The sequence below is a fragment of the Streptomyces griseus subsp. griseus genome, from assembly GCF_000720255.1.
In the GTDB taxonomy this organism is placed as follows: domain Bacteria; phylum Actinomycetota; class Actinomycetes; order Streptomycetales; family Streptomycetaceae; genus Streptomyces; species Streptomyces griseus_I.
On the sequence record NZ_JOJE01000013.1, the window covers coordinates 258901 to 282012 of the forward strand.

At 72.2% G+C, this 23112-nt stretch carries 21 protein-coding genes; 10 read left to right on the top strand and 11 right to left on the bottom strand.

Annotated features, from left to right (window positions below; translation table 11 throughout):
• Positions 1 to 139 precede the first annotated feature (139 nt).
• Complete coding sequence (locus tag IG99_RS19850; RefSeq protein WP_037675797.1) at positions 140 to 745, bottom strand: carbonic anhydrase; 606 nt, start codon at positions 743 to 745, stop codon at positions 140 to 142.
• A gap of 246 nt (positions 746 to 991) precedes the next feature.
• Here IG99_RS19850 and IG99_RS19855 point away from each other — a divergent pair, with 246 nt between their 5' ends.
• Both IG99_RS19855 and IG99_RS19860 read left to right on the top strand, forming a co-directional pair.
• Entirely contained in the window at positions 992 to 1906 is a 915-nt protein-coding gene (locus tag IG99_RS19855; protein ID WP_037675798.1) for a response regulator transcription factor, read from the top strand.
• Positions 1903 to 3402: a sensor histidine kinase gene (locus tag IG99_RS19860; RefSeq protein WP_037675799.1), complete on the top strand. Its 1500-nt coding sequence runs from the start codon at positions 1903 to 1905 to the stop codon at positions 3400 to 3402. Before IG99_RS19855 ends, IG99_RS19860 begins: the two co-directional genes overlap by 4 nt.
• 106 nt (positions 3403 to 3508) lie before the next feature.
• Here IG99_RS19860 and nirD read toward each other — a convergent pair whose 3' ends face one another.
• The 3 genes from nirD to IG99_RS19875 are packed head-to-tail and all read right to left on the bottom strand — an operon-like array spanning position 3509 to position 7679.
• Positions 3509 to 3859, bottom strand: a complete 351-nt coding sequence (nirD, locus tag IG99_RS19865) for a nitrite reductase small subunit NirD (RefSeq protein WP_037675800.1) — start codon at positions 3857 to 3859, stop codon at positions 3509 to 3511.
• Positions 3856 to 6465: a nitrite reductase large subunit NirB gene (gene nirB / locus IG99_RS19870; protein ID WP_037675802.1), complete on the bottom strand. Its 2610-nt coding sequence runs from the start codon at positions 6463 to 6465 to the stop codon at positions 3856 to 3858. Before nirB ends, nirD begins: the two co-directional genes overlap by 4 nt.
• Positions 6465 to 7679 carry an NAD(P)/FAD-dependent oxidoreductase gene (locus IG99_RS19875; RefSeq protein WP_037675804.1) on the bottom strand — a complete coding sequence of 405 codons (1215 nt, stop codon included), beginning with the start codon at positions 7677 to 7679 and terminating at the stop codon, positions 6465 to 6467. Before IG99_RS19875 ends, nirB begins: the two co-directional genes overlap by 1 nt.
• A gap of 219 nt (positions 7680 to 7898) precedes the next feature.
• On the opposite strand from IG99_RS19875, the gene IG99_RS19880 reads away from it, so the two are divergent.
• Positions 7899 to 8681: a sulfite exporter TauE/SafE family protein gene (locus IG99_RS19880; protein WP_037675947.1), complete on the top strand. Its 783-nt coding sequence runs from the start codon at positions 7899 to 7901 to the stop codon at positions 8679 to 8681.
• On the opposite strand, the gene IG99_RS19885 is transcribed toward IG99_RS19880, so the two are convergent.
• Positions 8678 to 9571: an NAD(P)-dependent oxidoreductase gene (locus tag IG99_RS19885; RefSeq protein ID WP_037675806.1), complete on the bottom strand. Its 894-nt coding sequence runs from the start codon at positions 9569 to 9571 to the stop codon at positions 8678 to 8680. The genes IG99_RS19880 and IG99_RS19885 overlap by 4 nt on opposite strands.
• Positions 9572 to 9675: 104 nt before the next feature.
• On the opposite strand from IG99_RS19885, the gene IG99_RS19890 reads away from it, so the two are divergent.
• On the top strand, positions 9676 to 10089 hold the full coding sequence (locus tag IG99_RS19890) for a winged helix-turn-helix transcriptional regulator (protein WP_037675809.1): 414 nt from the start codon (positions 9676 to 9678) through the stop codon (positions 10087 to 10089).
• On the opposite strand, the gene IG99_RS19895 is transcribed toward IG99_RS19890, so the two are convergent.
• Together IG99_RS19895 and IG99_RS19900 are read right to left on the bottom strand one after the other, a co-directional pair.
• Complete coding sequence (locus IG99_RS19895) at positions 10027 to 10644, bottom strand: class F sortase (protein WP_037675810.1); 618 nt, start codon at positions 10642 to 10644, stop codon at positions 10027 to 10029. The two genes, IG99_RS19890 and IG99_RS19895, sit on opposite strands and share 63 nt — an antisense overlap.
• A 120-nt stretch (positions 10645 to 10764) precedes the next feature.
• Positions 10765 to 11289, bottom strand: coding sequence for a hypothetical protein (locus IG99_RS19900; protein WP_037675812.1), 525 nt, complete (start codon positions 11287 to 11289; stop codon positions 10765 to 10767).
• 253 nt (positions 11290 to 11542) lie between these two features.
• On the opposite strand from IG99_RS19900, the gene IG99_RS19905 reads away from it, so the two are divergent.
• The gene (locus IG99_RS19905) at positions 11543 to 12133 is read left to right on the top strand and encodes an NADPH-dependent FMN reductase (protein ID WP_037675814.1); all 591 of its coding nucleotides are present in this window, start codon (positions 11543 to 11545) and stop codon (positions 12131 to 12133) included.
• Positions 12134 to 12169: 36 nt separating this feature from the next.
• Here IG99_RS19905 and IG99_RS19910 read toward each other — a convergent pair whose 3' ends face one another.
• Positions 12170 to 12904 carry a TetR/AcrR family transcriptional regulator C-terminal domain-containing protein gene (locus IG99_RS19910; protein ID WP_037675817.1) on the bottom strand — a complete coding sequence of 245 codons (735 nt, stop codon included), beginning with the start codon at positions 12902 to 12904 and terminating at the stop codon, positions 12170 to 12172.
• A 91-nt stretch (positions 12905 to 12995) separates the two neighbouring features.
• A complete protein-coding gene (locus tag IG99_RS19915) occupies positions 12996 to 14648 on the bottom strand; it encodes a M4 family metallopeptidase (RefSeq protein ID WP_037675819.1) in 1653 nt (550 codons plus the stop codon).
• A gap of 153 nt (positions 14649 to 14801) precedes the next feature.
• Here IG99_RS19915 and IG99_RS19920 point away from each other — a divergent pair, with 153 nt between their 5' ends.
• Positions 14802 to 15212: a gamma-glutamylcyclotransferase family protein gene (locus tag IG99_RS19920; protein WP_037675820.1), complete on the top strand. Its 411-nt coding sequence runs from the start codon at positions 14802 to 14804 to the stop codon at positions 15210 to 15212.
• A 43-nt stretch (positions 15213 to 15255) separates the two neighbouring features.
• On the opposite strand, the gene IG99_RS19925 is transcribed toward IG99_RS19920, so the two are convergent.
• On the bottom strand, positions 15256 to 17400 hold the full coding sequence (locus tag IG99_RS19925; RefSeq protein WP_037675822.1) for a molybdopterin oxidoreductase family protein: 2145 nt from the start codon (positions 17398 to 17400) through the stop codon (positions 15256 to 15258).
• A 366-nt stretch (positions 17401 to 17766) separates the two neighbouring features.
• Between IG99_RS19925 and IG99_RS19930 the strand changes: the two genes are divergently transcribed.
• The 3 genes from IG99_RS19930 to IG99_RS19940 are packed head-to-tail and all read left to right on the top strand — an operon-like array spanning position 17767 to position 21347.
• Entirely contained in the window at positions 17767 to 19293 is a 1527-nt protein-coding gene (locus IG99_RS19930) for an amino acid adenylation domain-containing protein (RefSeq protein ID WP_037675823.1), read from the top strand.
• Positions 19290 to 20537, top strand: coding sequence for a ferredoxin reductase domain-containing protein (locus tag IG99_RS19935; protein WP_037675825.1), 1248 nt, complete (start codon positions 19290 to 19292; stop codon positions 20535 to 20537). The genes IG99_RS19930 and IG99_RS19935 overlap by 4 nt, the downstream gene beginning before the upstream one ends.
• A gap of 42 nt (positions 20538 to 20579) precedes the next feature.
• Complete coding sequence (locus IG99_RS19940; RefSeq protein WP_037675826.1) at positions 20580 to 21347, top strand: enoyl-CoA hydratase-related protein; 768 nt, start codon at positions 20580 to 20582, stop codon at positions 21345 to 21347.
• A 30-nt stretch (positions 21348 to 21377) separates the two neighbouring features.
• On the opposite strand, the gene IG99_RS19945 is transcribed toward IG99_RS19940, so the two are convergent.
• A complete protein-coding gene (locus IG99_RS19945) occupies positions 21378 to 22061 on the bottom strand; it encodes a SanA/YdcF family protein (RefSeq protein ID WP_037675828.1) in 684 nt (227 codons plus the stop codon).
• A 210-nt stretch (positions 22062 to 22271) separates the two neighbouring features.
• Between IG99_RS19945 and IG99_RS19950 the strand changes: the two genes are divergently transcribed.
• The gene (locus IG99_RS19950) at positions 22272 to 23111 is read left to right on the top strand and encodes a sirohydrochlorin chelatase (protein WP_037675829.1); all 840 of its coding nucleotides are present in this window, start codon (positions 22272 to 22274) and stop codon (positions 23109 to 23111) included.
• Position 23112: the final 1 nt, after the last annotated feature.

Below are 23112 nucleotides of genomic sequence, written 5' to 3' on the forward strand. Positions count from 1 at the left end.
GCGGCCCAGTCGTCCGTAGGGTGCGGGGCCACTGTCGGCTGGGGGCCGGTGTCGTTCACCCACCCCCAGGCCCCCTCGCCACCACCGCCGCCCGCGCCGGGGCCAGGGCGGCCGCGGGCGTGTTTCCGGTGCGAGCCGCTCATGCCGCGTGCACCCGGAAGCGACCGTCGGTGTCCAGCTCGTGCACCTGGCCCGTGTCCACCTCGTAGTACCAGCCGTGCAGCCGCAGCCGGTCCTCCTCGATGCGCTGCTGTGTGGCTGGGTAACTCCGCAGCACCGCCAGCTGGTTGACGACGTTCAGCTGGGCGATGTCCGGCAGGGACGGATCCCGCACGTCACCGTCCAGGACCGGCGTCAGCCGCGGGCGGGCCAGTTCGAGCCAGGCGTCCACGCCGGGCAGGGCGGAGAGGTCGTCGCCGGACTTGAGGGCGCCCATCGCACCGCAGTGGGAATGGCCACATACGACGATGTCCTGAACGCCGAGCACCTCCAGCGCGTACTCGATGGTGGCCGCCTCACCTGAGGCGCCCGGTCGGCCGTGCGGTGGAACGATATTTCCCGCGTTCCGCAGCTCGAATATCTCTCCGGGGCGTGCGCCCGTGATCAGGGCGGGTATGACCCGTGAGTCCGAGCATGTGATGAACAATGCCTCGGGATATTGTCCCTCGGCCAGTTTCCGGTATTCGCCGCTTTCGAAGTCGACCCGTCGCTTGAACGAGCGGGCGCGGTCCAGCAATGCCTTCACGGTTCCTCCCGGCAGGGGTATGACCAGGTCAGAGGGGGACGCGACCAGGTGTTCATCACCGTAGAGGAGCGTGCGCCAGGCGAAGGTTAGGGGAACACTAAAGTGCGGACAGGAATGCAACAAATCTTGTCCGCGGGGTTTCCGAGCGGCTGCTCACATTCGACCGGATCCGTGCGACGCGCTATTGACTGCTCTTGTAGCGTGTCAACTCCACGGCGGAATTGGTTCACGGAGAGACGGGAACGCATGGGCGTACGAGTGCTGCTCATCGAGGACGACGAGACGATCGCGGAACCCCTCACCGAAGGCCTCGGGCACTTCGGACTGGCGGTGGACCACGTCCGTACCGGCACGGAGGGGCTGAGGGGGCCGTACGGCGATGTGGTCCTGCTCGACCTGGGGCTCCCGGACGTGGACGGCATCGACGTCTGCCGTGGTATCCGGCAGACCTCGGACGTCCCCATCATCATCCTCAGCGCACGAGGCGAGGAGGCCGACCGCGTCCTGGGCCTCGAACTCGGTGCCGACGACTACCTGGCGAAACCATTCAGCATGCGTGAACTGGTGGCGCGTGTACGGGCGGTGACGCGGCGGACGCAGCGGGCACCGGGTGGCGTGGGTGAAGCGCACGCGACCTGGAACGGGGCACCGGACGCGGGGAGTTCCGGTGGTGAGTGGTACGGCGGGGCCGGGTACCCCGAGTCGCCCGGGGGAACACCGTACGAACCGGCGGACCCGGCCGGGCAGTTCACACCCCAGTCCGGCTTCACCGGCTCCCCCGTGGACACCGGCCCCATGGACTCCGCCCCGGCCCCCGCCCCCGACGACAGCCCCGGCCCCCTCGTCGTGGACCGCCGTACCCGTCAGGTGTGGGTCGGCGAGACCCCCGTCGCCCTGACGCCCAAGGAGTTCGAGCTGCTCGCGCTGCTCACCGAGGACCCGGGGGCGGTGTACTCGCGGCAGCAGATCCTCGACCGCGTGTGGGATCCGCACTACGAGGGGCCGACCAAGACGCTGGACGTCCATGTGGCCACGCTTCGGCGGAAGTTGGGCAATCCGGCCTGGATCCGGACGCTGCGTGGGGTCGGCTTCCGGCTCGCGGTGCAGACGGGTCCGCCGGCCGCGCGCCCCGCGTCCGGTCGGCCGGCGGCCTTCCGATGACCCGTCGGCTGCTGCTCAGCTACCTCGCCCTGACCGCCCTGGTCCTGCTCTGCCTGGAAATCCCGTTGGGCTTCGTCTACTCACGGGGCGAACTGGAGCGGGTGGTCAACGCGGCTAAGGACGAAGCGGAGTCGGTGTCGGCGTACGCCTCGCTGTCCATCACCGCCGGCAGCGAGGCACAGGACCTGCCCGACCGGGCGGCCCACTGCGCCGAGCGCATCGGCGGCAAGGTGCTGATCGTGGACCGCTCCGGCCGGCTGCTGGCCACCTCGCACCGGCTGGACGCGGCCGAGGCGGAGAACCCCGCCGCCCGGCCAGGGATCGCGGCCGCGCTGCGGGGCACCTCCTCGGTCGACGTACGCACCTCCACGATCGGCGGTGTCGAGTACATCGCGGTGGCGGCGCCGGTGCAGCACGGAGCGCTGAAGCAGGGCGCCGTCCGGATCACCGTGCCGACGCACAGGGTGGTCGAACGCGTCCAGCACGTCTGGCTGCTGCTCGTCCTCGGCGGGCTCGCGGTCCTCGGCGCCGTCGCCGTCGTGGGGTTCGCGATCGCCCGCTGGACCGGCCGCCCCATCCGGGAGCTGGAGCTCGCCACCCGCGAGTTGGCCGACGGCGGCACGGCCACACCGGTGGGCATCACCAAGGGCCCGCCGGAGGTCCGCAGCCTCGCGGCCGCCTTCAACCACACCGCCGCCCGGCTGCAACACCTCCTCGCCTCCCAGCGGGCCTTCGCCGGCGAGGCCTCGCACCAGCTGAAGACCCCGCTCGCGGCGCTGCGGCTGCGCCTGGAGAACCTGGAGTCCGACATCGCCCTGAACGCCCGGGGGAGTCTCACCGCGGCGATGACCGAGACCGACCGGCTGGCCCGGATGGTCGAGGGGCTGCTGGCGATGGCCCGGCTCGACGAGAGCGCCGCCGCGCGGGAGCCGGTGGACCTGGACGGGGTGTGCGCGGAGCGGTACCGGGCCTGGACCCCGCTCTACGAGCAGCACGGCGTCCGGCTCGTCCTGGTGGGCGACTACGCGGGGGAGGTGCTGGCGGTGCCCGGAGCCGTGGAGCAGATCCTGGACAACCTGCTCTCCAACGCCCTGCGTGTGGCACCGCCCGGCTCCACCGTCTCCGTCGACCTGCGCCGCCCCGCCCCGCACGAGCGCCGCTTCCCGCACCACTTCCACCACCACCGCCCGTCCGGCCCCGCCCGGGTCGAGCTGCACGTCATGGACGAGGGCCCCGGCATGACCGAGGAACAGCGCCGCCGCGCCTTCGACCGCTTCTGGCGCGCTCCCGACGCCCCCAAGGGCGGTACGGGCCTGGGCCTCGCCCTCGTCCAGCGGCTCGCGCACGCGGGCGGTGGGGAGGCAGTGCTGCGTCCGGCGCCCCGCGGCGGCCTGGACGCGGTGATCCTCCTGCCCCCCGCCCCGGAACGGGCCGACGGCGTCCCCGCACCACCGTCCCACCGGCCCGCCAGACCCCTGGAGGTCACCACCCGCTGAGGACACGGAACGACGAGCACGAAAGAGCCGGAGACCGGCGCTTCGAAACTCCGCGGCTCTGGAGCTTCGGGCGCCGGTCTCCGACTGCGGGACCGTTGCGTACGCGTCAGCCGACGCGCACCGCGTACGTCGTCACCCTGACCGTCTCGTCGTCCAGGCACTGCCCGCTCTGCAGGTCGAAGCGCTGCTTGAGCAGGGGCGAGGCGACGAAGGGGCGGCCCTGGTCGGAGCCGGTCAGGCCGCGGGAGAGGACCGCCGCGCCGCCGAAGGGGTCGCGGTTGTCGATGGCGTACAGCTCGCCGCCGCGGTCGCGGAACAACGCGACCTGGCGACCGTCGGGCAGCAGCGCGGCCACGCCCCGGCCGGGGAGCAGCCGGCTGAGGTCGCAGACGGTGAACCAGTCGTCGTCGAGGTGGAGTTGAACCTTGAGGTCGGTGGTCTCGGGTGCCAGGGTCATCGCTGGGCGCTCCCTTCCAGGACGTCGTGCGTGGGTCGCATGCCGATGCTGAGCAGCGGCAGGTCGGGCTTGATCTGGTCGCGCTCGGGGACGAAGCCGACGACCGGGTCGGGCGTGTCGGGCGCGTTGACGAAGGAGACGAACCGGGCCAGCTTCTCCGGGTCGTTGATGGTCTCCGCCCACTCGTCGCGGTAGTGCGCCACGTGGGCCGTCATCAGCGACTCCAGCTCCTCGCAGATGCCGAGCGAGTCCTCGACGACCACGTCCCGTACGTGGTCCAGGCCGCCGGGGATCCGCTCCAGCCAGGTGGAGGTGCGCTCCAGGCGGTCGGCGGTGCGGATGTAGAACATCAGGAACCGGTCGATCAGGCGGATCAGTTCGGCGTCGGACAGGTCCTGCGCGAGCAGGTCCGCGTGGCGTGGGGTGGCGCCGCCGTTGCCGCCGACGTACAGGTTCCAGCCGTTGGAGGTGGCGATCACGCCGAAGTCCTTCGACTGGGCCTCGGCGCACTCGCGGGCGCAGCCGGAGACGGCGGACTTGAGCTTGTGCGGGGACCTCAGGCCCCGGTAGCGCAGCTCCAGGTCGATCGCCATGCGCACGGAGTCCTGGACGCCGTAGCGACACCAGGTCTGGCCCACGCAGGACTTCACGGTGCGCAGGGACTTGCCGTAGGCGTGGCCCGACTCGAAGCCCGCGTCCACCAGGCGGGTCCAGATCAGCGGAAGCTGCTCCACCCGCGCGCCGAACATGTCGATGCGCTGGCCGCCGGTGATCTTCGTGTAGAGGCCGAAGTCCCGGGCGATCTCACCGATCACGATCAGCCCCTCGGGGGTGATCTCACCGCCGGCGATGCGCGGCACGACCGAGTACGAGCCGTTCTTCTGGAGGTTGGCGAGGAAGTGGTCGTTGGTCTCCTGGAGCGCCGCCTGCTCGCCGTCCAGGACGTAGCCGCTCGCGCCGATCGTCGGGGCGAGGGAGGCGATGATCGAGGCGACCGCGGGCTTGCAGACGTCGCAGCCGTCGCCACCCCGGGCGTCCTCGCGGCCGTAGCGGTCGAGGAGGTCCTGGTAGGTGTTGATGCGCAGGGCGAGGACGATCTCGTACAGCTCCTCGCGGGTCTGCGAGAAGCAGGCGCACAGGCCCTTGTCGACCTCGACGCCGCCGGCCTCCAGCTCGGCGGTGACGAGCTGGCCGAGCACCTTGACGCAGGAGCCGCAGCCCGTGCCGGCCTTGGTGCACTTCTTGACCTCGGGCACCGTGGTGCACTGGTGGTCGGTGACCGCGCCGCGGATCGCGCCCTTGGTGACGTTGTGGCAGGAGCAGATGACCGCCTCGTCCGGCAGCGCGGACGGGCCGAGCTGGACGCTCTCCCCCGCTCCGGCGGGCAGCACCAGCGACTCGGGCGAGACCGGCGGGACCGAACCGGTGAAGGCCTTCAGCGTGCCGTAGGCGTCCGCGTCGCCGACCAGGATGCCGCCGAGCAGGGTGCCGTCGCGGCCGATGACCAGCTTCTTGTACAGGCCCGAACGCGAGTCTGAGTAGACGACGTCGAGGCAGTCCTCGGCGGTGCCGTGCGCGTCGCCGAAGGACGCCACGTCCACGCCGAGCAGCTTCAGCTTGGTGGACAGGTCGGCGCCGGTGAACGCGGACTCGTCCTTCGCGATGGTCGCCGCGGCCGTCTCGGCCTGCTCGTAACCGGGCGCGACCAGGCCGTACACGCGGCCGTCGGCGGCCAGCGCGCACTCGCCGATCGCGAAGACGTGCGGATCGGCGACCGTGCGGCACTGCTCGTCGACGGTGATGCCGCCGCGCTCGCCGACCGTCAGACCGCAGTCGCGGGCCAGCTGGTCGCGGGGGCGGACACCGGCGGAGAACACCACCAGGTCGGTGGCGAGTTCGGAGCCGTCGGACAGCTTCATGCCGGTGACCGCGCCGTCCTCGCCGACGAGGATCTCCTGCGTGCCCACGCCGGTGTGCACGGCCAGGCCCATCTCCTCGATGGTGCGCAGCAGGGCCGCGCCGCCGCCCTCGTCTACCTGCACCGGCATCAGCCGCGGCGCGAACTCCACGATGTGGCTGGTGAGCCCGAGGCCCTTCAGCGCGCCCGCGGCCTCCAGGCCGAGCAGACCGCCGCCGACCACCGCGCCGGTCGTCGCCCTGGACTTCGCGTACTCCTCGATCGCGAGCAGGTCGTCGATCGTGCGGTAGACGAAGCAGCCCTCGGCGTCCTTGTTGGGGACCGGCGGCACGAACGGGTACGAGCCGGTGGCCAGGACGAGGACGTCGTAGTCGACGACGAGGCCGGAGCGGGACGTGACCTTGCGGGCGTCACGGTCGATGGTCTCCGCCGGGTCGCCGACGTGCAGCTCGATGCCCTCCTTCTCGATGAACGCCATGTCGGTCATCGAGAGGTCCTCGGGCGTCTTGCCCGAGAAGTAGGAGGTGAGCGCCACACGGTCGTAGGCCGGACGCGGCTCCTCGCAGAGCACGACCACGCGGTGCGTGGCGGTCAGGCCGCGCTCGGCGAGCGCTTCGAGGAAGCGCTGGCCGACCATGCCGTGGCCGACGAGCACGATCGTGGGGGTCGTCCCCGGGGTGGCCGTCATCAGGAGCCTCCATCGTTGGTGAGCAGGTGGAGCAGGGGGCCGCCGTCGGACGGGAGCGGCTCTGCTCCCTCCCAGGCGCGCGCCAGCGCGCCGACGGTGCCGAGTTCGCCGACGAGGACCCCGCCGACCAGGCGGTCGTCGCGGACGACGACCTTGCGGTAGGTGCCCCGGGTGGCGTCGGTGAGCTGCACGACGTCGTCGCCGGGGAGGGCCTCGGTCTCGCCGAACGCGGCGAGGTCCAGGAAGTCCTGACCGGCGAGGGTGAGCCGGGTCAGGGAACGGGTGCCGGTGTACCGGGCGGTGGCGCTGCCGGCCAGCAGCTCGGCCAGCACGTCGGCCTGTTCGAGCGCGGGCGCGGCCAGGCCGTAGAGGGTGCCCTCGTGCTGGGCGCAGTCGCCGATGGCCCGGATGTGCGGGTCGGAGGTGCGCAGTTCGTCGTCGACGAGGATGCCCTTGTGGACGGCGAGTCCCGCCTCCTTGGCGATTCCGGCGCGCGGGCGGACCCCGCAGGCCAGGACGACGAGGTCGGCGTCGAGGGCGTAGCCGTCGGCCATCTCCACCGAGCGGACCGCGCCGCCGACGCAGCGCACGTCCCTTACGCGGCACTCGGTGTGCACCTCGACGCCCAGGTCCTTCAGATGGCGCCGGACCAGCTTGGAGGCCGCCGGGTCGAGTTGACGTTCCATCAGGCGCTCGGCCTGCTGGGCGAGGACGACCTGGGCGCCGCGCTGGGCCAGCGCGCGGGCGGCGGAGACGCCGAGCAGTCCGCCGCCGATGACGACCGCCCGCACTCCCGGGCGCACCGCCTTCGACAGGCCGAGGCAGTCGTCCATCGTGCGGAACGCGTGGACACCCTCGGGCAGGACGTGGTCGGGGGTGAACAGGCCGCGCAGCGGCGGGAGCACGGGGTTGGAACCGGTGGCCAGGACCAGCGTGCCGTAGTCGATCAGCGAGCCGTCCGCGCAGGTCACGGTCCGTGCCTCGCGGTCGATGCCGGTGACCCGGGAACGGGTCAGCCCGGCGGGCGCCGGGAGGGCGATCACGTCCGGGCTGTATCGTCCGGCCAGCACCTCGGCGAGCAGGACCCGGTTGTACGGCCGGTGTTCCTCCTCGCCGACGAGCAGCGCGGGCGTGCCGAGCTCACCGAGCCGCCGGGCGAGACGTACGCCCGCGAGGCCGGCGCCGATCACCACCACACGCGTATTCGAGGTCATGCCATTGAGCGTGCGGTGCCGAGGTTTCCCGGTCGCATCACGGTTGTTTCCCGCGAGGAACGCTGCCCTCAGCGGGCCCGGGGCAGGAGTGTGAGGGTTCCCGGCCCGCGCCTGAAGGGCGCTGTGAGGTCGGGGTGTGCGGGGGTCCGGGGCGGGCGAAGCTCAGAAGTCGCTCAGGTCGATGGACTGACCATGTATCCGGTCCGTACGGTCGCGATCATGCCCGACATACCGCTGACCATGGTCGCCGTCCTGTGCGTGGCCGCCCTCGCGGCGGGCTGGATCGACGCGGTGGTGGGCGGGGGCGGTCTGCTGCTGCTCCCGGTCCTGCTGCTCGGGCTGCCCGGGGGCACCCCGGCCGTGTCCGCCCTCGGCACCAACAAGGCGGTCGCCATCGTCGGCACCGCCGGCGCGGCGGTCACCTATGCCCGCCGGGCCCCGGTGGACGTGCCGACGGCAGTGCGCATCGGTCTGGCCGCCCTCGCCGGCTCGTCCGCCGGGGCCTTCTTCGCGGCCGGGATGAGTACGGACGTGCTCAAGCCGGTGATCATGGTCGTGTTGCTCGCGGTCGCGGCCTTCGTGATCCTGCGCCCGGCCTTCGGTACGGCCCCCGCTCCCGGCCCGGCCACACCGCGCCGCATCCTCGCCGCGATCGCCCTCGCGGGCCTGGGCATCGGTTTTTACGACGGTCTCGTGGGACCGGGCACCGGCACGTTCCTGGTCCTCGCCCTCACCGCCGTCCTCCACCTCGACCTCGTGACCGCCTCCGCCACCGCCAAGATCGTCAACTGCTGCACCAACGCCGGCGCGCTGGCGATGTTCGCCTGGCAGGGCGTGGTCCTGTGGCAGCTCGCCGCCCTCATGGCCCTCTTCAACCTCGCGGGCGGCACTCTCGGCGCCCGTACCGCCCTGAAAAAGGGCAGCGGTTTCGTCCGGGTCGTGCTGCTGACGGTGGTGTTCGCCCTGGTGGCGAACCTGGCGTACGAACAGTGGATCGCCTAGCGCCCTCGCAGGTCCAGCAGTTCCACCACACCGGTCCCGTTCTCGTCCCCGTGCCCCTGCGCCAGCCTGCGTTCCATGAGCTCCATGTACGGCGTCAGCAGCTCCGGGCTGACCCGCTGTTCCCCGGCCGTGCGCAGCAGCGTGGCGTTGCCCGCGACCTGCATCGCGAGGTTGGAGACGACGTCGCGGGTGTAGTCGCCGCTCTGGAGCCCTTCGGCGCTCTGGTGCGCGGCCGGGGCCATCGCGGTGAGCCAGTCCACGAGCAGCGGTGCGAAGTCCTTCGGCGCGATGTCCTCCGGGCGGATCAGCGCGAAGGCGTGGGCGATGCCGGCGAACATGCCGCTCATCGCGCTCAGCAGCGCCACGTCGTGCAGCGCGGCGAAGCCCGGGTCGGCCCCGACGTAACGGGTGCCGGACGGGACGGCGAGCGTCTCGTGGTGCTCCTCGAACAGCTCGGCGGAGCCGCTGTAGAAGACGTAGCCGCCAGAGCCCGGGGCGCCGATCATCGGGGGGACGGCCATGATCCCGGCGCCCAGGAAGCGGGCGCCGCGTTCCCCGGCCCAGGCGGCGCGCGCACGGTCCTGGGCCGGGGTGCCGGTGGTGAGGTTCACCAGGTCCCGCCCGGCGAGTGAGGTCCCGTCGAGGGCCTCGCCCACGGAGGCGTCGTCCAGCAGGCAGGCGATCACGAGCCGGTTCGCGGCCACGGCCTCGGCGGCGCTCGCGGCGACGGTGGCGCCCTCGGCGGCGAGTGGCTCGGCACGGGCAGCGGTGCGGTTCCAGACGGTCACCTCGTGCCCGGCGGCCAGCCAGACACGGGCGAGGGCGGTGCCCATGGCACCGGTGCCGAGAAGAGTCAGAGGGGTACGGGGAGCATTTGCGGTGTCGGTCATGGCGTTTAGGCTCGTCGCAGGGGAAGCACCCGCTCAAGTACGCACTTCGGAGTGGGTGGTTACTCCGGGGGAAGGGTGCAGGCAGCGCAAGGGGAGGGGCGGGCATGGGGACGACCGGGCGACGGCCGGGGGCGTACGTCTGCGGGATCGACGCGGCGATGGACGTGATCGGCGGCAAGTGGAAGGTGCTGATCCTGTGGGCGCTGCACGAGCGCCCGTGCCGCTTCGGCGAGCTGCGCCGAGGCCTGCCGGGGGTGACCGAGAAGGTGCTGGCGGCGCAGTTGCGGGAGCTGGAGGCGGACGGCATCGTCCACCGGGAGGCCTACGACGAGGTGCCGCCGCGCGTGGAGTACTCGCTGACGCCCCGCGGCACCGCCCTCAACGAGGCGCTGGCCCCGCTCGGCGCGTGGGGCAGGGAGAACGTCGTGAACGGCCTGAGCGGCCCTCCCGCCGACTCACCGGCTCCCCGTGAGGTGCGCGAAGACGACCACGTTGCCCTGATAACCGGTGCCCGGTGAGAAACCCCCGCCGCAGGTGATCACCCGCAGCTCCGGCCGCCGTGCCGCCCCGTACACCTTCTCGTCGGGGAAGTCCCGCGCGTCGTAGACCTCGACCGCGTCCACGGAGAACAGCGCGACCGTGCCGTCGCGCCGGGCCACCTCGATGACGGCACCCTTCTTCGCCGCGCCCAGGCCGTAGAAGACGGCGGGGCCGTCGGCGTTGTCGACGTGCCCGGCGACGATCGCGGTGCCGGTCTCGCCCGGGGTCGTGCCGGCCTCGTACCAGCCGGCCAGGTTCTTCTCCCGCGCCGGCGGGACGTCCAGGCTGCCGGCACCGGTCAGGCGCAGGCCCATGAGGGGGGCGTCCACGCGGAGGGAGGGGATGCGGATCCGGTCGGGCGGGGAGGGTGGCAGCGGCGGGGCCGAGCGCGGGTCGGACGGCCCGGAGTGGGCCTCGGCCGCCGTGGGCTGCGGCGGGGCGTGCGTCTCGGAGCCGTTGCGCAGCAGCCAGGCGCCGGAGAGGAGGGCGGCCGCGGTGACGGCCGCCATGGCGGTGTTGCCGACTCTGCGCATCTGCGAGCACCCTCCTCCTGCGTGACGGAGCCCCGTGCCCCCCCCCGGGCCGCGAGGGGCGTCGGACCCGGAGGGGGAGGGGACTTGCGGTACCGGCGGACGGACAGCGGAGGGTGTCCGTCAGATCCCGTCGCCTCTCGCCCGGCGATGCAGGAGCCAGGTACCGCCCGCGGCGGCGACGGCGAGAGCCGCCACACCGCCCGCGGTCTGTACGGGATCGGGGCCCAGGGCGCCGCCGACCCCCGTCTTCACACTTCCCCGCGGGGACACCTGGGCACGCTCGGAGGACAACGTCACCACCAGGTCGCCGGTGGCCCAGTCGTCGCCCTCGGTGCAGATCACGTCGATCTCGTACGTCCCCTGCTGCGCGCTCGGCGGCACCCGGAAGTGCCCGGTCGCCTCGCCCTCGTGCGCGGTCGGCGCGAGCGTGAAGTGACCGGCGCCCACCGCGCTGGCGTCCCCGGTCGCCGTACCGCTGTCACCGCACGAGGTGCTGGTCACCGTGACGTCGCCGCCCGGCACCACCGTGGCGGGGAACACCTCCAGACGGCCGCCGGTGTCACCGCCGTGCGCGGGCGCGGCGGCCGCGCCGGCCGCGGCGACGGCGAGCGCGGTACCGGTCAGCAGCCGGACGGTACGTCGCATGGGTGCTCCCTCGAGCTCTGGTTGCCCTGTCCTTCCGAGGTAAGGGGCACCGGGCCGCGCCCGCTTCCCGAGAAGGCGCCGGGAGTGTGGTGAACGGGTGTCAGGGCGACCGGGTCAGCCGCCGTTTCAGCAGGTCACCGCCGTGTGCGGAGCGGACTGCGGAAAGCGGTCCGGGGAGGGGAAGAACGGGTGACCGGGGCCGCGCGGGCCATGGCTTGACCTCAACAAAGGTTGAGGTACCACGCTGTGCCGCATGAAGACACGCAGCGCTTCCGCGCCCCTGAACGTCACCGTCGTCGTCGGCAGCAACCGTCACGGCCGCTTCGGCCCCGTGGTCGCCGACTGGCTCCTCGACCGCGCCCGGTCCCGGGGCGACCTCGCCGTCCAGGTCGTCGACGTCGCCGAGACCGACCTGCCGACCACCTTCGCCCGGTCCGACGAGGCGGCCGGAGTCCTGAAGTCGGTCAGCCCCAAACTCGCGGAGGCGGACGCGTTCATCGTGCTGACCCCCGAGTACAACCACTCCTATCCGGCGGGCCTGAAGAACCTCGTCGACTGGCACTACGCCGAGTGGCAGGCCAAACCCGTCGCCCTGGTCTCCTACGGCGGCGTCTCGGGCGGCCTGCGCGCGGTCGAACACCTCCGGCAGGTCTTCGCCGAGCTGCACGCCGTGACCCTCCGCGACACCGTCTCCTTCCACAACGCGGGCGCCTCCTTCGACGACGAGGGCCGCCTGCTGGAGCCCTCGGCACCGGACGCGGCGGCGAAGACGATGCTGGACCAACTCGTGTGGTGGGGGCTGGCGTTGCGGGAGGCGAGGGAGCGGCGGCCGTACGGGTCCTGAGGCCGCCGCGCCAGGTGCCCCGGCCTCGTGGCAGGCTCAGTGCGGCAGTCGCATGGCCAGTCCGTCCAGGACGATCTCCAGGGAGCCCGCGAACTTGTCGTCGCGCAGGGCGACCGGGTCGGTGGTCGCGGCCTGCGCGTCGGTGTAGGCGCCGGCCAGGTGGTCGTGGGCGGCGGCCGCCTCCTGGGCGGCGGGCAGCAGGCGGGCGATGAAGTCCGCCTCGCTCTCGCCGGACCGCGCGACCGTGGTGAGCCAGGCGGCCTCCGTGGTGCTCATGCCGATCGTGTACGACAGCACCGCGTCGATCGCCCGGCTCGGCTCGGGGAAGCCCGCCGCCGTGAACAGGGCGGCCAGCCGCTCGGAGAACGTCATCAGGTTGGGGCCGAGATAGGCGAGGCCCGCCTGTCCCAGCACCGAGGACAGCCAGGGGTGCCGCAGCGCCGTGGCGCGGAAGGAGTGCGCGGCCTCGGCGGCGGCGGCGCGCCAGTCGGGGCTGTCCGCGTCCGGGACGTGGATCTCGGCGGCGACCTCGTCCACGGCGAGCTCCATCAGCTCGTCCTTGGTGGCGACATGCCGGTAGAGCGAGGTCGCGCCCGCGTTCAGACGGGCGCCCAGCTTGCGCATGCTCAGCGCCTCGATGCCCTCGGCGTCCAGCATCGCGACCGCCTCCCGGACGATCGCCGCACGGCTGAGGGCGGGCTGGTCGGGTTCGCGCCGGGTGCGGGCCCACACCGACGGGATGGGGTTCTGCTTCGACTTCGCGGCGGCCATGACGCTCGCCCCTCCTCCTGGTTCGCGTACAGCGTACGCATCAGCGTACAGTGTTCGCGACGGAGGGGCGAGCGGAGGGGGCGACCTCGGCTCAGTTCACGTTCACTGCCTTCCACGCCGCCGCGACCGCGTTGTACTCGGTGCTGCCGCCGCCGTACAGGTCCTTCGCCGCGTCGAGGGTCGCCTTGCGGGCGCCCGCGTAGTCCGTCGAGGACGTCATGTAGACCGTCAGCGCCCGGTACCAGATCTTGCCGAGCTTGTCCCGGCCGATGCCCGTGACCGTGGAGCCGTCGTAGGTGGGGGAGTTGTAGGTGACGCCATTGATGGTCTTGGTGCCGCTGCCCTCGGCGAGGAGGTAGGCGAAGTGGTTGGCGACACCGGAGGAGTAGTGGACGTCGAGGTCGCCGAGCTTGCTGCTCCAGTAGTCCGCCGACTTGCCGTCCCTGGAGGGCTTGTCCATGGAGCGCAGGGCGTCCCGGCCGAAGCCGGAGCGGACGACCTTCTCGCCGATCAGGTAGTCACCCTTGTCCGACGCGTTGTTCGCGTAGAACTCCACCAGCGTGCCGAAGATGTCGGACGTCGCCTCGTTCAGACCGCCCGACTCGCCCGAGTACGTCAGCGCGGCCGTCTTCGAGGTGACGCCGTGCGACATCTCGTGGCCGGCCACGTCCAGCGACACCAGCGGCCCGAGCTGGGTGCCGTCACCGTCGCCGTACGTCATGCAGAAGCAGGTGTCGTCCCAGAAGGCGTTGTTGTACCGGGTGCCGTAGTGCACCCGGTTGAACGAGCCCTTGCCGTCACCGGCGATGCCGTTCCGCCCATGGACGTTCTTGTAGTAGTCCCACGTCGTGTCGGTGCCGTACTGCGCGTCGACGGCCACGGTCGAGCGGTCGGACGTCGCGCCCGTACCCCAGTGGTTGTCGGTGTCCGTGAACACCGTCGAGGGTGCCCGGCTGACGCAGACGTTGCCCAGGAAGCACAGGTCCGTCTTGTTCGCGGCGTCCCCGGTGTAGGTGCCGCCGCGCGTCGGATCCTTGAGCTGATACGTCGATCCCGACAGGGTCGTCCGCACCGGAACCGTGCCGCCGTACAGCGACTTGCCGTCGCCCGACGCGGTCTCGATGTCGTCCCACGCGTCGATCTGCGTGCCGGTGCGGGCGTCCGTCAGCACCGTCCGCGAGACCGGGTTGCCGAGGGAGTCCTGGGCGGCCACATCGGTGCGCCAGGCGAGCCGCGGCTGGCCGTGCAGGGCGTCGACGACCAGCTCCGGCTTGGCGGTCAGCTTCTTCAGCGTCTCGCCGAGGTTCGCGGCACGCAGCGCGTTCGTCGCGATGTCGGCGGCCTTCGGGGCGGAGAGCGCGGGGACGATGCTCGCGAGGGAGATGTCGGCGCGGGTGGCCCGGTCCGTACTGCGGTACGCGCCGTCCTTGGCCAGGTGGACCACGAAGTCGCCGCCCAGCACGGGAAGTCGGCGGTAGGTGCGGTCGTAGCGCACATGCTGCGTGCCGTCCGCGTCCACGACGACGTCACGAACGGATGTGCCCTGCGCGGAGGTCAGGCCCAGGCTCTTGGCGTAGTCCGCCAGGACTGACGCGGCGTTCTCGATCGCACTGGCGCGGGTCGGCCGCTCGGCCGCTTCGGCGGTGGGGGTGAGTGCGGCGGCCAGTAGGGTGGCGGTGGTGGCGGCCACTGCGGCGGTGGCGAGACGGCGGGTACCTCGGATGTGCGGCCGTATCCGGCTCATCGGTCTCCTCGGGGCGGCGCCATGGGGCGCGTGGGGGAGGGGCGCCAGGGGTGTGTGAGGGCGGCGCTGATCTTGAACAAGATCTAAGGCGCCCCGAACGTGTCATGTCCATAGCGCGTTCGAGGAGGTGTGTGAGGGGTGAGAATCGTTTCTGTGACGCTCCCCTTCTTCGTCTACGGCACCCTCCGCCCCGGCCGGCCCAACCACGACCTCTTCCTGCGCGGCCGCACCCTGTCCGAGCAACCGGCCGTCATGCGGGGGGCGGTGCTGTACGAAGGCCCCGGCTATCCCTACGTTGTGGAGGAGCCCGGCGGCACGGTGTACGGGGAGATCGTCACCGCACGACCGGAGGAGTACGGCGAGTTGCTCCGCACCCTCGACCGGCTGGAGGACTACGCGCCCGGCGATCCGCGCAACCTCTACGAGCGTGTCGAACGGGAGGTCACCCTCGTCGGCGACGGCGAGCCCGCACGGGCCTGGGTGTACGTGGCCGCCCCCGCCGTGGCCGCCCGGCTCCGGGCCCGCGGCAAGCGGATCGAGGGCGGGGACTGGTCGGCGGGGTGAGCGGACCGAGTGCGGGGATGGGGCGGCTCGCTGAACCGGCGGCTCAGCCCTCGACCGCCTCCAGCCGCACCGCGCACGCCTTGAACTCCGGCATCCGCGAGGTCGGGTCCAGGGCCGGGTTCGTCAGTGTGTTGGCGCGGCCCTCGCCCGGCCAGTGGAACGGCATGAACACGGTGTCCGGGCGGATGCCGGTGGTGATGCGTGCCGGTGCCACCGCGCGGCCGCGCCGGGAGACCACGGCGACGGGATCGCCCTCCGACGCCCCGAGCCGCGCCGCCAGCCGCGGGTGCAGTTCCACGAACGGGCCGGGCGCGGCGGCGTTCAGCTCGTCGACGCGGCGGGTCTGCGCACCGGACTGGTACTGGGCCACGACCCGCCCGGTGGTCAGCAACACCGGGTACTCGTCGTCGGGTTCCTCCGCGATCGCCCGGTGGGTGACGGTGACGAACCGGGCCCTGCCGTCCTCGGTGGCGAACCGGTCGAGGAAGATGCGGGGGGTGCCGGGGTGGGCGACCGCGGTCTCGTCGTCCCGCACCGGGGCGTCAGGCGGCACGTCCAGGCCCGCGCCCTCCGCGTCCCGCGGGGGCGCCGGACACGGCCAGAACACCCCGTTCTCCTCCGCCAGCCTGCGGTAGGTGATCCCGGAGTAGTCCGCCGGCCCGCCCGCGCTGGCCCGGCGCAGCTCCTCGAAGACCTCCTCGGGGTCGGTCGGGAAGCCCTTCTCCACACCGAGGCGGGCGGCCAGTTCGTGCATGACCTCCAGGTCGCTTCGGACCCCCTCGGGTGGGCTGATCGCCCGGCGCCGCAGCAGCACCCGCCCCTCCAGGTTGGTCGTCGTGCCGCTCTCCTCCGCCCACTGCGTGACGGGCAGGACGACGTCCGCGAGGGCCGCCGTCTCCGACAGCACGACATCGCACACCGCGAGGAAGTCCAGTGACTTGACGCGCTCCTCGACATGCGCCGCGCGCGGCGCCGACACCACCGGGTTGGACCCCATCAGCAGCAGCGCCCGGATGTCCGTGCCCAGCGCGTCGAGCAGCTCGTACGCGCTGCGTCCGGGCCCCGGCAGACTGTCCGGGTCCACGCCCCACACCTCGGCCACGTGCGCACGCGCCGCCGGGTCCGTCAGCTTGCGGTAGCCGGGCAACTGGTCGGCCTTCTGGCCGTGTTCGCGGCCGCCCTGCCCGTTGCCCTGCCCGGTGAGGCAGCCGTACCCGGACAGCGGGCGGCCCGCCCGTCCGGTCGCCAGGCACAGGTTGATCCAGGCGCTCACCGTGTCGGTGCCCTTGGACTGCTGCTCGGGCCCGCGCGCGGTCAGCACCATCGCCGCCTCCGGCTCGCAGAACAGCCGTACGGCTTCCCGGAGTTGAGGAACGGACACCCCCGTGATCCGCTCCACGTACTCCGGCCAGTGCGCCATCGCGGCGGCCCGGGCGTCCTCCCAGCCGACCGTGCGCCCCTTGACGTACTCCTCGTCGACCCGCCCCTCGGCGACCACCAGGTGCAGCAGCCCGAGGGCCAGCGCCAGGTCGGTGCCGGGCCGGGGCGCCAGGTGCAGGTCGGCCTGCTCGGCGGTCTTCGTGCGGCGCGGGTCGACGACGATCAGCGTGCCGCCGTTCTCCCGCAGCTCATTGAAGAACCGCAGCGAGGGCGGCATGGTCTCCGCCAGGTTCGACCCGACGAGGATCACGCACCCCGTCTTCGGGATGTCCTCCAGCGGGAAGGGCAGCCCCCGGTCCAGACCGAACGCCTTCGTTCCGGCGGCCGCCGCCGACGACATGCAGAAGCGGCCGTTGTAGTCGATCTGCGAGGTGCCGAGCACGACCCTCGCGAACTTCCCGAGCGTGTACGCCTTCTCGTTCGTCAGTCCGCCGCCGCCGAACACCCCGCACGCGTCCGGCCCGTGCGCGGCGCGCGCCGCGCCCAGCCCCTCGACGATCCGGTCGAGCGCCTCGTCCCAGGTCGCGGGCACCAGCGTGCCCCCGGAGCGCACCAATGGGGACGTCAGGCGGACGCTCGACGAAAGGACCGCCGGCGCCGTACGGCCCTTGCCGCACAGCGCGCCGCGGTTCACCGGGAAGTCCGCGCGTTCCTGCACCTCGACGCCCCCCTGTGGCGAGGGCGACAGGTTCATCCCGCACTGCAGGGCGCAGTACGGGCAGTGGGTGGGCGTCGAGGCGGTCTTCATACCGTTCAGCGTGCTTCCGGCGTGTTACACCCGGCGAGGTCTCCTGTTACGGGGGTGTGCTCGTCCGCTCCCGGCCGTGCTCCGGCCCACGTGAGGACGTACGCCCCCACATGGAGTCGCCACAGGTCCGGACAGAGTTGCCTCTGGTGCCCAAGACGTCACATGTGACTCATTCAGCACCTTTTGTTGGCCGAATGCGCGCGGTTGAGAGTTGAAGAACCGGCAGTACAGTCGACGCTCACCACTTCGCGAGACACCCCGCGAGACACTCCGCGAGACACCCCCGCACGGCATCGCACGACCGCACGGCATCGCACGACCGCACGGCGTTCGAATCCCTCGAAGCAGCCCGGAGGTCCTCCCGACATGCCTCTGCGTCATCTCACCCCTCACCACCAGCGCCTTTTTCGGCGCTACGGCCACGGTCCCGTCGTCTCCGTCCCGGATCCGCTGATCCATCACGCCGTCGAACGGCACGCCACGGCCACCCCGTACGCCATCGCCGCCGAGCACCAGGGCGAGTCCCTCACCTACGGTGAGCTGAACAGGTACGCCGACGCCGTCGCCGCACGTCTGGTGCGCGAGGGCGTCCGCCCAGGTGACCATGTCGGTCTGTTCGTCCGGCGCTCCCTGCCGATGCTGGCCGGTCTGCTCGGCATCCTGAAGGCCGGCGCGGCCTACGTCCCGCAGGACATCGGCCTCGCGCCGCCGGTCCAGCTCGCGCATGTCGTCCGTACGGCCGCCACCGCCGTCGTCCTCACCCAGCGCGCGTACACGGCCCGGGTGCCGGAGGGCCCTCGCGTGATCGCCCTGGACGACCCGCTGCCGACCACCCCGGCTCCCCGGGTGCCCCTCGACGCCGCTGTCGACGCCGGCGCGGGCTGCTACGTCCTGTTCACCTCCGGCACCACCGGCCGCCCCAACGGGGTGAAGGTCACCCACCGCAACGTCGCCAACATCCTCCTCACCGAACCAGGCGCCCTCGGCATCCGCCCCGGCGACCGGGTCGCCCAACTCCTCAACGTCGCCTTCGACATGGCCGCCTGGGAGATCCTCGGCGCGCTCGCGCACGGCGCCACGCTCGTCGTACGCGGCAAGGACGTCGCGGCCGCCGCGCACACCGCGAGCGTGCTGATCGCCACCCCGACCGTGCTGTCCGGCATCGACCCGGCGCGCTGCCCCCGGGTGCGCGCGGTGGCCGTCGCGGGGGAACCCTGCCCGCGCCCGCTGGCCGACGCATGGGCCCGCCGAGCGGCCTTCTTCAACTGCTGCGGCCCGACCGAGACGACCATCGTCAACACCATGGCCCGCCACGACCCCGCCGCCCCGCTCCTCACGATCGGCCGCCCCACCCCCAACAACACCGTCTACGTCCTCGACGCCGACCACCGTCCGCTGCCCATCGGTGAGGTGGGCGAGATGTGGGCGGGCGGCGACTGCGTCTCGGCCGGGTACCTGGACAACGAGCCCCTGAACGCCGAGCGTTACGCCCCGGACCCCTTCCTCGGTGGCGACCGCCGGATGTTCCGCACCCGCGACCTGGGCCGCTGGACCCCCGAAGGCACCCTCGAACACCTCGGCCGTACCGACGACCAGGTCAAGGTGCGCGGCTTCCGTGTCGAACTCGACTCCGTCTCCTCGGTGCTGGAGCGGCTCCCCGGCTGCACCCGCGCGGTGACCCTCAAGCGGGACTCCCGCAGTCTGGTCTCCTTCGTCTCCCCGGCGGAGGTCGACCCGGACGCGGCCCGCCGGGCGGTCGCCGACGAGCTGCCCTACTACTGCGTGCCCGACGATGTCATGCCTCTGACAATGCTACCGGAGACCGACCGAGGGAAGATCGACAAACAGGCGCTGCTCAGGCTCGCCCAGGAGCGCCCGGCGGTGGCCCGGTGACAACGTCCCTGGACCGCACGTCCGTCGGGCTCCCGCCCCTGCTGTCCGCTCCCCGCCGCCTGCTCAAGCACCCCCGCCTCATGCACTACAACCGCCTGGCGGCGCTGGTGATCGCCGTCAACGTGTCATGGGCTTGGGCGAGTTGGCCGCTGACCGACCGCGGTCTCGGTCACGCCGCCCTCGCCAACCTCGCCCTCGCCGTGCTGATCCGCCAGCAGTACGTCGTCAACCTCCTCTTCCGGCTGGCGACTTCGGCCCCGGTGCACTGGCCGCTGCGGCTGCGCTGGACGCTCGGCAAGGTCTACCACTTCGGCGGACTGCACATGGGCGGGGCGCTGGCGGGATCCGTCTGGTTCCTGGTGCTGACGCTGAGCACCACGAACCCACCTCGCCTGGTGGTCGGCTGGACCCTGATCGCCCTCCTCGCGGTGATCGTGGGCACGGCCCTGCCGCCCTTCCGCTCGCGCCACCACGACCACTTCGAGAAGATCCACCGCTTCGGCGGCTGGACGGCCCTGGCCCTCTTCTGGACCCACACCCTGCTCTCCGGCCCCGGCCCCCTCCCGCTCCTCGTGCTGGCCCTGGTCACGTTCAGCGTCGCGCTGCCCTGGCTGCGGCTGCGCAAGGTCGACGTCCGCACCGAACGCCCCTCCCGACACGTGGCGTTGGCCCGCTTCGACTTCGGCGAGACTCCGTTCGCCGGCTCCTCGACGGCGATCAGCCGCAGCCCGCTCACGGAGTGGCACTCCTTCGCCAACGTCCCCGCCCCCGGCGAGTCCGGCTTCCGGCTCACCATCTCCCGGGCCGGAGACTGGACCGGGGCCTTCATCGACGACCTGCCCGCGAAGGTGTGGACGAAGGGCATCACCACGGCCGGAGTGGCCAACATCGAGGTCCTGTTCAGGAAGGTGGTCTACGTGGCCACCGGCAGCGGCATAGGCCCCTGTCTGCCGCACCTCCTCGCCGCCGAGGTGCCCTCCCGACTGGTCTGGGCGACCCGCGACCCGCGCGCCACCTACGGGGACGCCCTCGTCGACGAGATCCTCGCAGTCCAGCCGCACGCGGTCATCCGGGACACCTCCCGCGACGGCAAGCCCGACATGGTCGCGCTCGCCTGCGCCGTGTACCGGGACTTCGGGGCGGAGGCCGTGATCTGCATCTCCAACAAGAAACTGACCTGGCAGGTGGTCCACGGCCTGGAGCGGCGCGGCATACCGGCGTACGGCGCGATCTGGGACTCGTGACTCCGGGCAACCTCCGATCAACCTCGAGCAGGGGAGCGGAAGATGAACAACCTCAAGATCGAGCGCGACGGCGGCGTAGTGACCGTACGGCTGCACCGCCCGCATGTCCTCAACGCCCTCAGCTGCGAACTGCTGGACGAACTCCTCGACACCCTGCGCCCGTTGGACACCGATCCCGAGGTGGGCTGCTTCGTCGTCACCGGCTCGGAGAAGGTGTTCGCGGCGGGCGCCGACATCAAGGAGATGTCCGGGAGGACGGCCGCGGAGATGGCGGCCGAGGACTACTTCGCCGCCTGGCAGGACTTCACGGCCCTGCGTACCCCGAAGATCGCCGCCGTCAACGGGTACGCGCTGGGCGGCGGTTGCGAGCTGGCCATGATGTGCGACCTCGTCATCGCGGGTGAGTCGGCGGTGTTCGGCCAGCCGGAGATCAAGCTGGGCGTGATCCCCGGCATCGGCGGCACCCAGCGCCTGACCCGCCTGGTCGGGAAGGCCAAGGCGATGGACCTGATCCTGACCGGCCGCACGATGGACGCCCGGGAGGCGGAGGCGAGCGGCCTGGTCTCCCGGGTCGTACCGGACGAACGGGTCCTGCCCGAGGCGCTGGAGGCGGCGGCGACGATCGCCTCCTACGGCCGAGCGGCGGTCACGGCGGCCCGGGAGTGCGTGGACCGCGCGCTGGAGACGGGGCTGCGCGACGGCATCCTCTACGAACGCCGGGTCTTCCACGCCCTGTTCGCCACCGAGGACCAGAAGGAGGGCATGACGGCCTTCATGGAGAAGCGCCCGCCGGTGTTCCGGGGGCGGTGACGGCGACGGTGACCGGCCGGGGAGAGAGGCTCACCTGGCGGCGAGGGCCCGCGCCACTCCCGGCTCCTTCGGGCCGAGGAAGCGCGGGTCGGGTTCGAACAGCGCGTCCAGGGCCGCCTTGCCGGCCGCGAAGATCTCCCGGGCGCCGCCGTAGTACCACGTGACGTCGTGCTTGGCGTCGACACCGACGCCGTACGACTCCACGCCCGCCGCCCGGCACAGCGCCACCGCCCGCCGGATGTGGAAGCCCTGGCTGATCAGCACCGCCCGGTCCACGCCGAAGATCTTCCGTGCCCGCACGCACGAGTCCCAGGTGTCGAACCCGGCGTAGTCGCTGACGATCCGCGCGTCGGGAACCCCGTGCCGCGTCAGATAGGCACGCATCGCGTCGGGCTCGTCGTAGTCCTCGCGGCTGTTGTCACCGGTCACGAGGACGACCTTGATCCGCCCCTCCCGGTACAGCGTGGCCGCCGCGTCCAGCCGGTGCGCCAGGTACGGCGACGGCTCGCCGTCCCACAGACCCGCGCCGAAGACGACGGCCACGTCGGTGCGCGGAGCGTCGGCCGTGGTGCGCAGCCGGCCGGCCGTCACGACGTACATCCACGTCGACGGCAGCAGCGCGAGCACGCACACCGCCATCACCACCTGGACCAGCCTCCGCTGCCCGGCGCGGGTGCGCGGCAGCCGCGGTCTGCCCGGTCTGAACTGGCGCATCGGACGGCCCTCCCCGTTCGGTTCACGCCCTCAGGGACGTGCCGTCGGGCCCCCCGGTTCGTCCCGAGCCATGTGACCAGCTTCACTCGTCCCGATGAAGCCGCAGGTCAACGCACCTCACACACCCATGGCACCCCACGGTGAACCCCCGGAAAACACCCGTCATTCTCACGCAACGGGAAGGCAACGTCCTGCCTCCACCATCGATGCATGACGGACAGTACGGCGCACCCCATGAACCGGATCGGCAGCCACCCGGCCGGCCGGCTCAGCCTCGTCTCCCTCGACGGCAGGCGCCGCCCCGAGCCGCCCGCCCTCGTCGTCGTCGCCCACGGCAGCCGCGACCCGCGCGCACTGAGCACCGTCCGTACGCTCCTCGACCGCGTCCGCGCGCTCCGCCCCGGCCTGCCCGTTCACCTCGGCCACATCGAGCTGAACGAGCCCCTGCTGACGGACACCCTCGCCGACCTCGACGCCCGCGGCACCCGGGACGCCGTCCTCGTCCCCCTGCTGTTGAGCCGCGGCTACCACGTGAAGCGCGACATCCCCGAGATGGCGGCGGCGGCCCGCGTCCGCACCCGCGTCGCGGCGCCCCTCGGCCCGCACCCCCTCCTCGCGGAGACCCTCCACGCCCGTCTCGTCGAGGCCGGCTGGCGCACACGTATGGCCGATGCCGAGCGCCGCTCCAGCGCGGTGGTTCTCGCGGCGGCGGGCTCCCGCGACCCGGACTCGGCCGTCGACACCGCCCGCACGGCTCACCTCCTGTCGGAGCGGTTGGGAGTGCCGGTGGTTCCCGCGTATGCCTCGACAGCCACCCCCACCGTCCCGACGGCGATCCAGGCGCTGGCAGCGAGGGGCCGAGACCGAGTGGCCATCGCCTCTTACTTCACGGCCCCGGGCCGCTTCGCGACGGAGTGCGCGGAGTGGTCCCCGTGGATAGCCGCGGCCCCCCTGGGCACGCACCCGGCGATGGCCCACCTGCTCCTGCACCGCTACGACCAGAGCCTGGCGACGCCGGCGACGACGACTCCGGAGCTGGCGTCAGCTTGAG